14 protein-coding genes are annotated in these 13,828 nt (G+C 53.1%); 7 read left to right on the top strand and 7 right to left on the bottom strand.

Annotated features, from left to right (window positions below):
- The first annotated feature begins 168 nt into the window (after nt 1-168).
- From H0247_RS07465 to H0247_RS07435, 7 genes are all read left to right on the top strand, one after another.
- The gene (locus H0247_RS07465) at nt 169-1,914 is read left to right on the top strand and encodes a phage tail protein (protein WP_180742044.1); all 1,746 of its coding nucleotides are present in this window, start codon (nt 169-171) and stop codon (nt 1,912-1,914) included.
- The gene (locus H0247_RS07460) at nt 1,914-2,531 is read left to right on the top strand and encodes a tail fiber assembly protein (RefSeq protein WP_180741972.1); all 618 of its coding nucleotides are present in this window, start codon (nt 1,914-1,916) and stop codon (nt 2,529-2,531) included. Before H0247_RS07465 ends, H0247_RS07460 begins: the two co-directional genes overlap by 1 nt.
- Nucleotides 2,532-3,067: 536 nt before the next feature.
- Entirely contained in the window at nt 3,068-4,645 is a 1,578-nt protein-coding gene (gene cydA, locus H0247_RS07455) for a cytochrome ubiquinol oxidase subunit I (RefSeq protein ID WP_180741971.1), read from the top strand.
- 14 nt (nt 4,646-4,659) lie between these two features.
- Nucleotides 4,660-5,799 carry a cytochrome d ubiquinol oxidase subunit II gene (cydB, locus tag H0247_RS07450; protein ID WP_180741970.1) on the top strand — a complete coding sequence of 380 codons (1,140 nt, stop codon included), beginning with the start codon at nt 4,660-4,662 and terminating at the stop codon, nt 5,797-5,799.
- A gap of 19 nt (nt 5,800-5,818) precedes the next feature.
- A complete protein-coding gene (gene cydX / locus H0247_RS07445; RefSeq protein WP_010278781.1) occupies nt 5,819-5,923 on the top strand; it encodes a cytochrome bd-I oxidase subunit CydX in 105 nt (34 codons plus the stop codon).
- 182 nt (nt 5,924-6,105) lie between these two features.
- The gene (locus H0247_RS07440; RefSeq protein ID WP_180741969.1) at nt 6,106-6,471 is read left to right on the top strand and encodes a YidH family protein; all 366 of its coding nucleotides are present in this window, start codon (nt 6,106-6,108) and stop codon (nt 6,469-6,471) included.
- 3 nt (nt 6,472-6,474) lie between these two features.
- The gene (locus H0247_RS07435) at nt 6,475-6,795 is read left to right on the top strand and encodes a DUF202 domain-containing protein (RefSeq protein WP_180741968.1); all 321 of its coding nucleotides are present in this window, start codon (nt 6,475-6,477) and stop codon (nt 6,793-6,795) included.
- A gap of 106 nt (nt 6,796-6,901) precedes the next feature.
- Here the strand turns inward: H0247_RS07435 and fdhE are convergent, their stop codons facing one another.
- From fdhE to hutW, 7 genes are all read right to left on the bottom strand, one after another.
- Nucleotides 6,902-7,831, bottom strand: coding sequence for a formate dehydrogenase accessory protein FdhE (gene fdhE, locus H0247_RS07430; RefSeq protein WP_180741967.1), 930 nt, complete (start codon nt 7,829-7,831; stop codon nt 6,902-6,904).
- 364 nt (nt 7,832-8,195) lie between these two features.
- Complete coding sequence (locus H0247_RS07425; protein WP_180741966.1) at nt 8,196-9,647, bottom strand: PLP-dependent aminotransferase family protein; 1,452 nt, start codon at nt 9,645-9,647, stop codon at nt 8,196-8,198.
- Nucleotides 9,648-9,755: 108 nt separating this feature from the next.
- A complete protein-coding gene (locus tag H0247_RS07420; protein ID WP_180741965.1) occupies nt 9,756-10,478 on the bottom strand; it encodes a glutamine amidotransferase in 723 nt (240 codons plus the stop codon).
- 207 nt (nt 10,479-10,685) lie between these two features.
- Entirely contained in the window at nt 10,686-11,162 is a 477-nt protein-coding gene (locus H0247_RS07415) for a YlaC family protein (RefSeq protein ID WP_255433892.1), read from the bottom strand.
- Nucleotides 11,163-11,323: 161 nt separating this feature from the next.
- Nucleotides 11,324-11,953 (bottom strand): NAD(P)H-binding protein, encoded by a 630-nt coding sequence (locus tag H0247_RS07410; RefSeq protein ID WP_180741964.1) that lies wholly within the window; start codon nt 11,951-11,953, stop codon nt 11,324-11,326.
- On the bottom strand, nt 11,950-12,450 hold the full coding sequence (gene hutX / locus H0247_RS07405) for a heme utilization cystosolic carrier protein HutX (RefSeq protein WP_180741963.1): 501 nt from the start codon (nt 12,448-12,450) through the stop codon (nt 11,950-11,952). The genes H0247_RS07410 and hutX overlap by 4 nt, the downstream gene beginning before the upstream one ends.
- A gap of 14 nt (nt 12,451-12,464) precedes the next feature.
- Complete coding sequence (gene hutW / locus H0247_RS07400; protein WP_180741962.1) at nt 12,465-13,778, bottom strand: heme anaerobic degradation radical SAM methyltransferase ChuW/HutW; 1,314 nt, start codon at nt 13,776-13,778, stop codon at nt 12,465-12,467.
- Nucleotides 13,779-13,828: the final 50 nt, after the last annotated feature.

The following is a 13,828-nucleotide window of genomic DNA, read 5'->3' as shown; positions in this document are numbered from 1 at the left end:
ATTTTTAAACTCCGTTACTAAACCCGCCGCACCGCAAACGGTACGCTCTTCATCGTCACTAAAACTGTTTTATAGCCATCGGCACAATGCTGACATCGGCGTAGAAACAGACAGAAATACGGCGATGTCGCATCGTGGCACTATCATCACTCATAGGAACGCATGAAAATGGCGAATTTATCTGAACAAGAAAGCTGGATTGATGGCATTTATCAGCTTGAGACATCGGATCCCGTTGTCGCAGGCCCTGGAGGCATCTCCAACCGTCAGGCTGAGCAGTTAGCCAGCCGTACGGCGTACCTGAAAAAAATGCAGGAAAACACAGGCGAGAGTTTGCAAAAGCACCTCACCGCCAGCGACCCGCATTCACAATATGCCCCGAAAGCGAGCCCTGCTTTCACTGGAACGCCCACCGCGCCAACAACAGCACAGACGGCAAACAACACGCAAATTGCCACCACTGCATTTGTGAAAACGGCCATTGCCGCACTGATCAATGGTTCTCCGGCAGCACTGGATACGCTGCAAGAGTTGGCAAATGCGCTAGGCAACGACCCGAACTTCAGCACAACCATCTTGAATGCGATTGCTGAGGTGAAAACTGACGCGGCCAGTAAGCTGAATGCTCATGCATCAACACTTGATGCACATCCCCAATACGCGCCGAAAGCGAGCCCGACATTCACAGGCACCCCAACCGCCCCGACTGCCGGAGCGGCGGCGAACGATACACAAATAGCGACCACGGCCTTTGTGAAAGCGGCTATCGCTGCATTGGTTAACGGTTCCCCTGCCGCATTGGATACGCTGCAAGAACTGGCTAATGCGTTGGGCAATGATCCAAATTTCAGTACAACCGTACTGAATGCACTGGCAGGGAAGCTGGCAAAAGACCAGAACGGCGCGGATATTCCTGATAAATCAAAGTTTCTTTCAACACTTGTTTATCGTGGCGAGTTAGTAAATGGCGGAATGTTTGCGGCATGTAATCAGACGGGGGTTTATCGTGTAGCAATTAGTGACGGTAATACCGTTACAGATATGCCAAAAAACATCCGGGGAGAAATGCTGTACTCATACGGTTTTTTATTTATTAACGAAATCGGAGGTATCCACAGTCAGATGTATTTACCTCATAGAGGGCCGGTAGCGACACGTCAGGCGTGGAATGGTGTCTACTCGCTGGGTTGGAATGTAATGCTAGATGGACTGACTAATAAACCCAGCGCGACGGATATTGGCGCATTTCCGTTAGGATTTACAGGTACTGTAAATAATAGTGATGTGGCGTGGAATGCGAACTCAGGTGTTTATCAAGCGCAGCGCCCTACCGATAGCCAAATGATTGTGCACTTCAATGGTGGAGCTGGAAGCTGCCCATCATTGCAATTTCTAGCATCGTACGGAAATGGCGGATTATCATATCGCACAGCCCGTGATCATTACGGATTTGAGCATGAGTGGGAGACATTTTATACAACTAAATTCAAACCGTCCGCGTCAACAATCGGAGCACTATCAGCATCTGAGCTGGCAGGCATCCCGTTACCATTCCCCGGCGCAGTCGCTCCTACGGGCTGGCTAAAATGCAACGGCCAGACATTCAATAAAACCCTGTATCCAGTTTTAGCGTCACGCTATCCGTCTGGTGTCCTACCTGATTTGCGCGGCGAATTCGTGCGCGGCTGGGATGACGGACGTGGCGTTGATGCGGGGCGTGCGTTGCTGTCACACCAATCAGACGAGTTGAGAGCGCACACTCATGGCGGCGTACCGTTGCTACGTAACGATACCGATCGCGGAGGTGGATCATCGAATTTCTCTGTAGATGATATCGGAACAACAAGCACAACGGGCGGCACTGAAACCCGTCCACGCAATATCGCCTTTAACTACATCGTGAGAGCAGCATAATGAGCCACTATTCAACACAAATCAAAAACGCAGAACTGAACGAGCACGGATTAGCCATCGATACCGGATGGATTACGGTTTACCACGTGAATCCAGCGACGCGGGAATACCAGAGCGCAAGCTATGAATATGTGATGCAGGGCGTCGGCCTGCCAGCAGACAGCTACGCCGACGAGCCGGAATTACCGCCTGCTGGCAGAGCCTTGCGTCGTCGTGCAGACGGTAAGGCGTGGGAGCAGGTGCCAGACTATCGCGGCCAGACTGTCTACAACATGGAAACACGACAGGCGCAGACGGTGATGCAATTGGGCGAACTACCAGAAAATATGACCGCTCTACCTCCAGCCACCGAGTTCGATCAGTGGGATGGAACGGCCTGGGTGACAAATCGGGAGGCACAGCAGCTTGCCGTAACCAAAAACCTACAGCAGGAACTGGCGGCACGGCGTGCAACGGCAACAACCCACATTACCGAACTGAGCTACGCCGTGGACTTAACAATTGCCACGGATGAAGAACAAGAACGGCTAACGCAATGGAAAAGGTATCTGGTTGCGTTGAACCGCCTTGATCTCACCGCCGCATCGGTGATGTGGCCAGAAGCGCCTTCCGCGTAGTCGATAGCCCCAGTCAACCATATAAATAAGGTGTGCCGTATTTTAACGTACGGCACACCCGCATCATCTCCGTTTCTTTGAACGGGAAGCCCTGAAAGTTCCTTATTGTTATTTTCGCCAAATATAAAATTAAAGACAAAATGAAACTGTTATATTTATACATCTCTAATCTGTTCTATTTTAATTAAATTCATTTTTTAACAACGAAATACATTAAGAATAAAATTCCAAATATTTATTTTAAAAAGCATAATAACCCAAAAATTAAGTTTAATTTGAAGTATAAAAACAAAATAACAACATTAAAGATAAAAAAACAAAACCAACAAACTGTACTATTTATCCTTTAGTTTTTGCACGTTATAATCCCTGCACGTTTCACTCACGATTTATTCTTATCTCACTTCACTCAATGAAGTTAATTTTCGACGTATGTAAATATCGTCGACGGTAATGTATTCGCATTTGTTCATCACTATTTATTCCGACACGTATCGGAATAACAGCATTTTCCTGCCTGACGCTAGGAGCCTAACATGTTTGATGTCGTCGAGCTGTCGCGGCTGCAATTTGCCCTGACCGCCATGTATCACTTTCTTTTCGTCCCGCTGACGCTGGGGTTGTCTTTCCTGCTGGCCATTATGAACACCACGTATGTGTTGACCGGCAAGCAAATCTACAAGGATATGACCAAATTCTGGGGCAAGCTGTTCGCCATCAACTTTGCGCTGGGCGTAGCAACTGGCCTGACGTTGGAATTCCAGTTCGGCACTAACTGGTCTTACTATTCTCACTACGTGGGCGATATTTTTGGCGCACCGCTGGCGATGGAAGGGTTGATGGCGTTCTTCCTCGAATCCACGCTCATCGGCCTGTTCTTTTTCGGCTGGGATCGTCTGACCAAAGTCCAGCATATGCTGGTGACTTGGTTCGTCGCGCTGGGTTCCAATTTCTCCGCGCTGTGGATTCTGGTCGCCAATGGCTGGATGCAAAACCCAATTGCCGCTGAATTCAATTATGAAACCATGCGCATGGAAATGCTGAGCTTCGCCGAACTGGTGCTGAACCCAGTGGCGCAGGTGAAATTCGTGCACACCGTAGCAGCAGGCTATACCGCTGGCGCCATGTTCGTCCTCGGGATCAGCTCTTACTATCTGCTGAGAGGCCGCGATATCGCCTTTGCCAAGCGATCGTTCGCCATTGCAGCGAGTTTCGGTCTGGCTTCGGTGCTGTCTGTCATCGTGCTGGGTGATGAATCCGGCTATGTGATGGGCGATGTGCAGAAAACCAAGCTGGCCGCGATTGAAGCCGAATGGGAAACACAGCCCGCTCCGGCGTCTTTCACCCTGTTCGCCCTCCCCAATCAGGAAACGATGCAGAATGACTACGCTATCAACGTTCCCTACCTGCTGGGGCTCATCGCCACACGTTCGCTCGACAAACCCGTCGTCGGCATTAAAGACCTGATGGCGCAACATGAGATTCGCATTCGTAACGGCATGACGGCCTATGGTCTGCTGGAGGAACTGCGTTCGGGTAACACCGATCCCGCCGTTCGCACACGCTTTGAAGCCGCCAAACACGATCTTGGCTACGGTTTGCTGCTTAAGCGCTACACCGATGATGTCGCCAATGCCAGCGAAAACCAGATTCAGCAGGCAACCAAAGACTCAATCCCTCGCGTCGCACCGCTGTATGTCGCTTTCCGTTTGATGGTGGGCTGCGGCGTGCTGATGCTCGGCATTTTTGCGCTGTCGTTCTGGAGCGTCATACGCGGCCGCATGGGACAGCGTAAATGGCTGCACCGCGCCGCGCTGTACGGGATTCCCTTGCCCTGGATCGCGATTGAATCCGGCTGGTTCGTCGCCGAGTATGGTCGCCAGCCGTGGGCAGTTGGCGAGGTTCTGCCTACCGCCATTGCCAATTCGTCTCTGGAGGCACATGACATCCTGCTGTCGATGGGGCTGATCTGCGGGCTGTATACGCTGTTTCTTATTGCGGAAATGTATCTGATGTTCAAATTTGCCCGACTGGGGCCAAGCAGCCTAAAAACAGGTCGTTACCACTTTGAGCAGCCAGCGACACCCTCACTCACCACACCTGCAAAACCGTAACGGGAGCCTTAATAATGCTGGATTATGAAACACTACGCCTGATTTGGTGGGGATTGATTGGCCTGTTGTTCATTGGCTTCGCCATCACCGACGGCTTTGACATGGGCGTAGGTATTCTGCTGCGTCTGCTGGGCAAAAACGATACCGAGCGGCGGCTGATGATTAACGTCATTGCCCCGCACTGGGACGGCAATCAGGTCTGGCTCATCACCGGCGCGGGCGCGCTGTTCGCCGCCTGGCCAATGGTCTATGCCGCCGCCTTTTCCGGTTTCTATTTCGCGATGATTCTGGTGCTGGCTGCCCTGTTTTTCCGCCCAGTGGGCTTTGATTACCGTTCCAAACTGGAAAACCACCGCTGGCGCAATATGTGGGACTGGGGCATTTTCATCGGCAGTTTCGTCCCCACGCTGGTGTTCGGCGTCGCCTTCGGGAACCTGTTGCAGGGCGTGCCGCTGAGTGTCGATATGTATTTGCGTCTCACCTACCACGGTGGATTGTTTGGCCTGTTAAACCCGTTCGGGTTGCTGGCGGGTGTTGTGAGTATCGCCATGATCGTCGCACACGGCGCCATTTACCTGCAAATGCGCACCACAGACGTCCTTCAGCGCCGCGCGCAAAAAACGGTCCTCATCGCCAGCGTGCTGATGAGCCTCACCTTCTTACTGGCAGGCTTCTGGGTACAGACGGGCATCGACGGCTACATGATTACCTCTACTATGGATAAATCCGCACCGTCTAATCCGCTGCATAAAGAAGTGGTGCAGCAAGCTGGCGCCTGGTTAGCCAATTTTACGGCACATCCTGCGCTGTGGACGATCCCCGCACTGGGCGTGATTTTACCGTGGTTCACCGTGCTCTTCTCGCGCCTGAACCGCTGCGGCTGGGGTTTTCTAACCTCGTCATTAACGATTGTCTGCGTGATTCTGACGGCAGGGATTACGCTGTTCCCGTTCATTATGCCTTCCAGCTTCGCGCCTAACGTCAGCCTGACTATCTGGGATGCCACCTCCAGCCAGCTTACGCTTCAGGTGATGACCATTCTGGCCTGTATTTTTGTTCCCACCATCCTGCTTTATACCAGTTGGTGTTATTACAAAATGTTTGGCCGCATTGATGCCCGCTACATCGAAGCCAATAAGCATTCCGTTTACTAACGACTTGAGGAGAAAGAGAATGTGGTATTTCGCCTGGATACTCGGCACGCTACTGGCCTGCGCGTTCGCGCTGGTCACCGCGTTAGCGGTGGAGAACCATGAAGCGGGCAAAGACGCTTCCTGAGAAAACGAAGCGCCTCACTGGGCGCTTCATCATTCTTTGCTGAAACAGCATCGCTGAAACAGCATCGCTGAAACAATTGTCGCTGATACCATCATCAGGGCAGACGAAACCCGCCAAGGGCGCTAGAATGCAGACGCTGCGCCCAATCAGATGCCCCCTTCAACCTGAAATCAGACGACAACATGACAACACCCAGACAGGACAAAATACCGTGGTGGAGTCAGGGGAAAACCCCAGACTACCGTTTTTCATTAGCGAATGAGCGCACCTTTCTGGCGTGGATTCGCACCGCGCTGGCGTTTCTTGCTGGTGCTGTGGGTATCGATCAATTCACCGTCCATATCGATCCGCTGTTGCGTCAGGGGCTGGCTCTACTGCTGGTCGTCTGCGCCGCGCTGCTCGGCGCTCTGGCCTATCGTCGCTGGGTCAGCAATGAGAAAGCCATGCGTCAGGAAAGCGATATGCCATATACGCCGATGCTGCTGATCGTGACGCTGTTTATCACCCTCATTGCCATCGCGCTTGCCGCGATGATTCTGCTCGGGTAACGCATGGAAACCACACGCGATCCGGGATTACAACCGCAGCGAACCGGCATGGCCTGGTCACGCACGCTGTTTGTGATGCTGATCAACAGCCTGTTGTGTTTTCGTCTGAGCATGGTGGATGACAGCCGTGCGGTGTTTGCCTGCGCCATTCTGCTCTTGTGCGTTGCGGCGCTGATGTCGGTGCTGGCGATTTTGCGCTACCGTTTTAATGCCTGTTGCCAATCGGTGCTATCACGCGCCAGCCAGGGATTGATCGTGCTCACATCGTCGTCAATAGTGCTCACCGCACTGGTCTTGCTGCTGCATTTCAGCGGTGTATGGTAAGCGCCGGTTTTCTTGACTCTTTTATGAAAAGAAAGGTTTTCTGAAAAGAAAGTTTTTTTGAAAAGAAAGATGGTGAAGCCCAAACGCGCTTCACCGATGAGATGGGTTATTCGATCGAACTTTCCGGGAACAGGAAGGGGTTGATGCTACTGCGAGAAAAACCTTCTTCCTCCATTTTCACATCCAACACCAGTGACGCCAAATCGTCGGCAACGGCTTCCACACGGTGATCTTTTTCCTGATATAGCAATTTCAGATACGTGCCGCAGTGGCCGCAGCTTTCCGCTTTGATGGCGGAGTTTTCACTATCCAGCGACCAGTAATTGAGTTCGCTCGACTCTTCACAGTTACTGCATTTCACCCGCACCATGTGCCATTCACTCTCGCACAGATTACAGTGCAGATAACGCAGCCCGCTGGATGTACCTAACTGCACCACGCCCGAGACCGGAATACTGCCGCACACGGGGCAGAACTGGCGATGTTCGCCGGGTACGGCACGCGCTTTACCGGGCAGCAGGCTTGCCATCTGTGCCCAAAACAGCGACAGCGCCGCCCAGATGAACGGAGCTTTATCATTGTTTTCAGCACGAAACTCATGTTGCAGCAGCGCCGTTGCCTGTTCTTCCAGCTCCTGCTCCGAGGCTTTTTCCAGATTCTCCAGCGTGGATAATACCTGTCCGCTAGCATCCGGTTTCAATTCTTCAATCAGCGCGCGCAGCAGCGTGTGCCAGTGTGCATCACGCGGGAATACTGCGATATCAAGCGGCGGACGATCGCCAGACTGTTTCAGCACCTCACTCAGGTCAAGCCGCAACGGATGATCGTGCAATACCTTCTGTTGGGCTTCCACTACGCCTGCGGCGAAAGTGAGGTAATCCCCCAGCGGGTGATCTTCAGCTAACTGACGCAGACGCTCCGCGCGGCTGCTGTACAGGCTTTTCAGATTGGCAAAAAGCAGCGGAGGAATATTCCCTTCCGGCATCGATTTTTCGTTCTGTTCTAACTGTTCCTGAGGAACAATGCGAATACTCATCAGGGGGATTTTTCCTGTTGTTTACGTTGTCTTGTTTACGTTGTCTATCCGATAGATTTCGGGGTGCAGGAAGGCCGACAGCGCGGTCCGGGTATAATAGCTAATGCCAATCGCTTAAAGATCGAGATACACGGGGCGACCACAGGGGTGAGGCCTCCCTGCGGGAACCTCCCCCTGTGTTTCCCCTAAAAACGAGCTTAAATGATCAGCATTCGGGTATCGCTCAGCTTTAGTCGGAATTATACGCATCGTGGCTAGCGACTTTCTGATTTCCGGCAAGGTTATGGCTGTTTTCCACCATCGATGCCGCCACCTTCCACCATGACGGCACAGTAACAGAAAAGCGGCACACATCTCCACACCTCTAAAGGGGTGATCGGGCCAAACGCTCGCTTATCTGTGACCGAATCAGTGCTGCCAATACGATCACGCTTTGTTCACAGCGTTCGTCCCATTCATAGGAAGCGTTGAAGCGGAAATAGCGATCGTATTTGTCGCCGGTCGTGAACATTTTCCCCGGCGCAATGCTGACGCCTCGCTCCAACGCGCGGCGGTATAGCTCGGTGCTGCTGACGCCTTCAGGCAGTTCCAGCCAGAGAAAATAGCCGCCTTGGGAATGATTAATGAGGACGTCGCCCGGAAAGTGCCGACGTAGTGACTGTAACGCCGCGTGTTTGCGCTGCTCCAGCGACCGTCGCAAGCGGCGCAGATGGCTGTCATAACTGCTGGTCGCCAGATAATCCGCAATCGCCAATTGCATAGGCGCGCTGGTTGATAGTGTGCTCATCAGCTGTAAACGCTGAATGCTACCTGCATAGCTCCCTGCCGCCACCCAGCCGATGCGGAACCCTGCGACCAGATTTTTAGAAAACGAGGAGCAGTGCAAAATCGTGCCTTTTTTATCTAACGCTTTTGCGGGCAGCGGGCGTTGCAGTCCTGTGTATAGCTCGCTGTAAACATCATCTTCTACCAGCCCGACGCCGTGTTTTTCCAGCATCGCCACCAGCCGTTGCTTCTTCTCCCAAGACAACGTGCAGCCAAGCGGGTTATGAAAATTGGTCATCAGCCAGCAGGCTTTGATCGGATAGTCGTTCAGCGCCTGCTGCAACGCGTCAAGATCGATGCCCTGTTGCGGATCGGTTGCAATCGCAATCGCCTTGAGTTTAAGGCGTTCAATCGCCTGTAGCGCGCCGTAAAACGCCGGAGACTCAATCACCACGTAATCGCCCGGCTCCGTCAGCACCTGAAGGCTGAGATTAAGGGATTCCATCGCCCCCGCCGTAATCACAATCTCGTCGGGCGAGACAGCAATCCCCTGCAACGCATAGCGCTGAGCGATGTTCTTCCTCAGGCTTTCATTACCCGGTGGCAAGTTATCCAGCGCGCTGTGTGGCTGCATATGACGCGCCACCGAGGCCAACGAGCGCGTCAACTGGCGCTGTGGGAAGAGCTGTGGATCGGGAAACGCCGATCCGAACGGCATCACTGCCGGATCTTTGCTGGCCTGAAGCACATCAAAAATGAACGCATTGACGTCCACATCTTCGGTAAGCTGTACACGTTCCTGCCCCACGGGCGAGTGCAGGCTGTCCGCAGGTAGTGCGGACAGCTGTGGCGCAGCGTAATAACCCGACTGTGGACGCGACACAATCAGCCCCTGACTTTCCAGCAGTTGATAGGCGTGCAGCACGGTCATCAGGCTCATACCCGAATGCAGTGATTTCTCCCGCAGCGAGGGCAGTTTGTCGCCCGGCTGCCAAATCCCTTCCTGAAGTTGCTCACGGATCTGGTGAGCGAGCTGTTCAAACTTTGCCATAGCGCTACAGTTTTGGTGGGTGAAGCTGTCATGATTATTGGCTCGATCATCACCAGCGAGTGACGATCGAGAAGGACGTTTTATCGCGCATAACGCGTTGCTCGAGGGCTATTTCGCCGCGTAGCGTTGTACAAAATCCAGCAGGATCTTGCGCGCCCAGACCGGTTCTTGTGGGATATCCATCAGCCGATCGACATCCCAGCCGCCCTGCCGCAGCGCCGTTTCATTATGGCGCAGACACGTCAGCATAATGTCCGTGCTAAATTCTGGGTGGAACTGCACGGTCAACACTTTCTCGCTATAGCGGATAATCTGGCAGCCGTCCATCTCTGAGCTCGCCAGTACCTGTGCCCCTTCAGGCGCTTCCAGCACGGATTGCTGGTGGGTCAGATAAGCGCCGAACTGCGGCGGATAATCACGCAGTAATGGGTCTTGTGCAGCAGCTTCATTCGTTGTCACAACCTGAACACCGACTTCCTTGCCGTTCGGGTTATCCCCTACTTTGCCGCCCAGCGCATCGGCCAGCAATTGATGCCCATAGCACACGCCCAGCAGCGGAATCTCCGCGTAATAGGCTTCACGCAGCCAGCCTGCGGTGTATTCACTCCAGTCCAGCCGATCCGTGACCATCGACCACGAACCGGAGATCACCACCGCCGCCAGCGTATCAAACGGTGGCAGCGACTCGCCACGATCGGGGCGCACCACCTGTATCGGCTGTGAATTTCCCTGTACTGCATCAGCAAACCACTTCCCTTGTTGCCCAACCTGAGACGCAATGCCTTCCGGCGGTTGGCCCAACTGAATCACCAGCAATACTTTTTCGCTCATCGTCCTGTTCTGCCCGTATTTGAAAAACCATCAACCTGAAAAACCATCGGTCTGAAAAACCACAAGAATGCGGCGCTCGCTGCTTATACGAACGTAGCATTGTGATTCAATGAAAACCAGCCACCATGAAAATCTGCGCATGGGAGAAAAACCTGCGCATTATTTTATCATCGTGAAATGGAGCGGTTTGAGGGCAGAAAGAGCCTGCTAACGGGAAGGCTGTTGGCGATAGGCCAATGAGAAAACGTCATAGAAATCTACATCGCCTTTCGTACGCTGAATTTTTTCTATCCCTGCTTTCACCGTGGACGGTACCTGCTCATTGCGTAGCAGCTTATCCAGCGTGTCCTGTGACACATGGCGGATTGTAAACCACTCGCCGTTATAGCACACGCGTAAATCCAGCGTGTCGATGTCTTCAAAGCGATAGGTTGGATTAATATCCATCGACAGTGCCAGCGTCATCACTAGCAGGAAAACGGTAAAACCGATCAGATACGGTAAACCAAAATAAGAGGCATAAAAGAGGATGAGCGCGACCGGCACGTAGCTCAACAGCATCGCAGTAAACAAATAAGGGTGAGACTGCATGAATTTACGGCTGAAACGTATTTTATTGTCGCGTTTTTCTTCCCGGTTAATGCGTTCGATCTCTTCGGTAAGAAGGCGTTTTACTTCGTCCATCGTCGTCACCATCATGCTTAAGGAATACAACACTGCTGGCGTCGATTAGAACATAGCCATATAAGAGATAACAGATACAGTTTTCGATAGATTGACTATAACAGTTTGTCTACTGCCGAGAGAGATTATCCCGACAGCATTAGATTACGGCGTCGTAGTGATTACGGAATGGCAGGCAGGGTGAGATCGGGATCGATCAGATTATAGATCTGATTGCCAAAAACAGGCTGTTGTAGCAGTTGATCAACTGCCAGCGCCACATCCCAACGTGACACCAGCCCCAGCGTGGCAGTGCCTTGAGTCAGTTTTGCATTGTACGTTGCGACCACATCCAGCAAGCCACCGGGACGAACGATACAGTGATCCAACGAACTACTCTGCAACCAGCTTTCTGCCAGCGACTTCTCACGTACTGCAAAACCAAACGCGGCTCTGGCGCGGGGCGACAACAGCGGCCAGCTATCGCCGCAGCCCAGTGACGTCACCAGCAGCATACGTTTGATGCCTGCCTGTTCGGCACCATCGATCACCGTGCGGTGCCCCTGATAATTTACCGTGCCGCCGCCCATTGTCGATACCACAATGGCAGAAGGCCCCGCCACACGACAGGCTTCCGCGACCGTTTCCGGCTCGCAGGCATCGCCTTCCACTACCGTCATTCCCTGCTCACGCCAGTGTTTGGCCTGTTCAGGATTACGTAATACGAGTACGACCGCCTGTTCACACTCAATCGCACGTTGTAATAAGCAGGCGCCGACCCCATTGCCCGCGCCGAAAAGTAACCACGTCATACTTGCTCCGGTTGTAATTCACTCGCCAACGTGCGAAACGCCTCAACCTGAGCGCTCAACAGCTGGCGGTGGCTGTCTCGTCCAAGGAAGATTTTAAACATCGCCGCACCGCTGGCATTAAAGAACACCACGGACGCCGTGTCCATCCCCATGAACTTACGCTCAATAAACGCAATGTGCTGACAGCTCGTTGCACGGATATGCCCGCTCAGGCCATTTTTGCCACGTAGGTTAAAGTAACCGTGGCGATGTGTACCGGTTGGCAGCTCACTCTTAAATTCCAGAATCGCGTCCGCCGTGTGGCTGATTAGGGTCACTTCCCCCCAGGTCGCTATTGTGTCCCATACCTGATCGAAACGATCGCCCACCACTACGGTACGCTGTGCCGTAGGCAAAGCCTCAACCACGGCAAACAGCGAGGTATTGTACTTTCCGGCAATCTCTTCCAGTGTGCCATCAGGGTTGGTTGCCAGTAATTCATGCAGTGTCATGGTCATCGTTTCGTCTCCGGTTAGTGTGCATGCGCTTCGGCATTAAGCTGAGGGATAATTTGTTGTAATGCCTGCATCAGGTTGTTTGCCCAGAAGCGACCATCGTTGGTCAGGCGCAGACAGGTGGAATCGTCACAGGTCAGCCCAGCCTGATGCCACTGGCTAAGTAACGGCTGAAGTTCACTGGCATGTGGAGTCAACTGAGGTAGCGTGATGCGGCCCACTTCAATTCCCGCCTGAAGCTGATGCTGCCATGGCCCAGTCGGACTGGCTGGCGTCATCATCATGATCGGTTTTTGCCCCTGATCGATCTGCTGATAATAGCGTTCCAGGCTGCGTTCCATCATGTAGGCTTGCCCGTTTATGTTGCCACCCGCGCCGCTTCCCATTGCCAGACAGTCCGCGCCTTGTTTAATCAGCAGGTTGTACAGATTGCGTTCGCGCGTGGTGCGCGCCCAGTGGCTGTTGCTCAGTTGATGCCAGCCAGCGTCAGCCAGAAATGCCGCGCCAGTCCGATAAAAATCACGGCGGGCAACCACATCAGGCAATGCGACACGCTGGTTTTCAGCCGCTTTCGCCAGCGGCGTGGTTGGTAACAGATTGAGCGCATACAGATCGACGCCGTCTAACGGTAAATCACTGACGATAGCCAGATCTTCGCGCCAGATTTCCGGCGTTTGTTCCGGCAGGCCAAACATCAGATCGCACACCACGGCAGCTCTGTCGCGCTCACACAGACGTTCAAGGAAGCGGATTGACTGCTGTTTATCTGAGGTACGCGCCATACGCTGACGAATACGGGTATCAAACGTCTGAATACCGATGGAGAAGCGGTTCGCTCCCGCATCCAGACAGGCATCGATCCGCTCATCGTCAAAATCCATCGCCCGCCCTTCTACTGTGATTTCACAGTCCGGTGCCAGCGGCAGAGAGGTGCAGATCGCACGAATGATCTGCGACAGCTCATCGGCTGCCAGCGCCGTTGGCGTGCCACCACCAAAATACACCGCATGAATGGGCGCAGACTGGTGAAGCGGGCTGTCCGCCTCCATCGCCAGCTCCTGCAACAGATAACGGGTATAGGTCGCCGTGCAGTCATCACGCAGCTTGTTTTGATAAAAACCGCAGAACGTGCAGTGCGTGGCGCAAAAAGGAATGTGCAGGTAGAGCAGTCGTTTACGCGCAGGCACGGTGTGCTGCTTCAGCGCCTGCCAACCGACCGGAATCTGTTCTGGAGAAAGTGGCACATGGTTGCGCCAAGGCATGGCCATACGTCGGGCGCTAAAAGGCTGCTCACCGGGCTCGGCATAATACGGCGTCAAATCGATGTTCATTAACGGCCCCCAAATAATCAATAAAATAAATTAAATGATAATTATTTTTA

It is taken from the genome of Pectobacterium sp. CFBP8739, from assembly GCF_013449375.1.
Taxonomy (GTDB): Bacteria; Pseudomonadota; Gammaproteobacteria; order Enterobacterales; family Enterobacteriaceae; genus Pectobacterium.
Note: the sequence above shows the minus strand (reverse complement) of the source record. Positions and strands in the feature narration are given on the sequence as shown.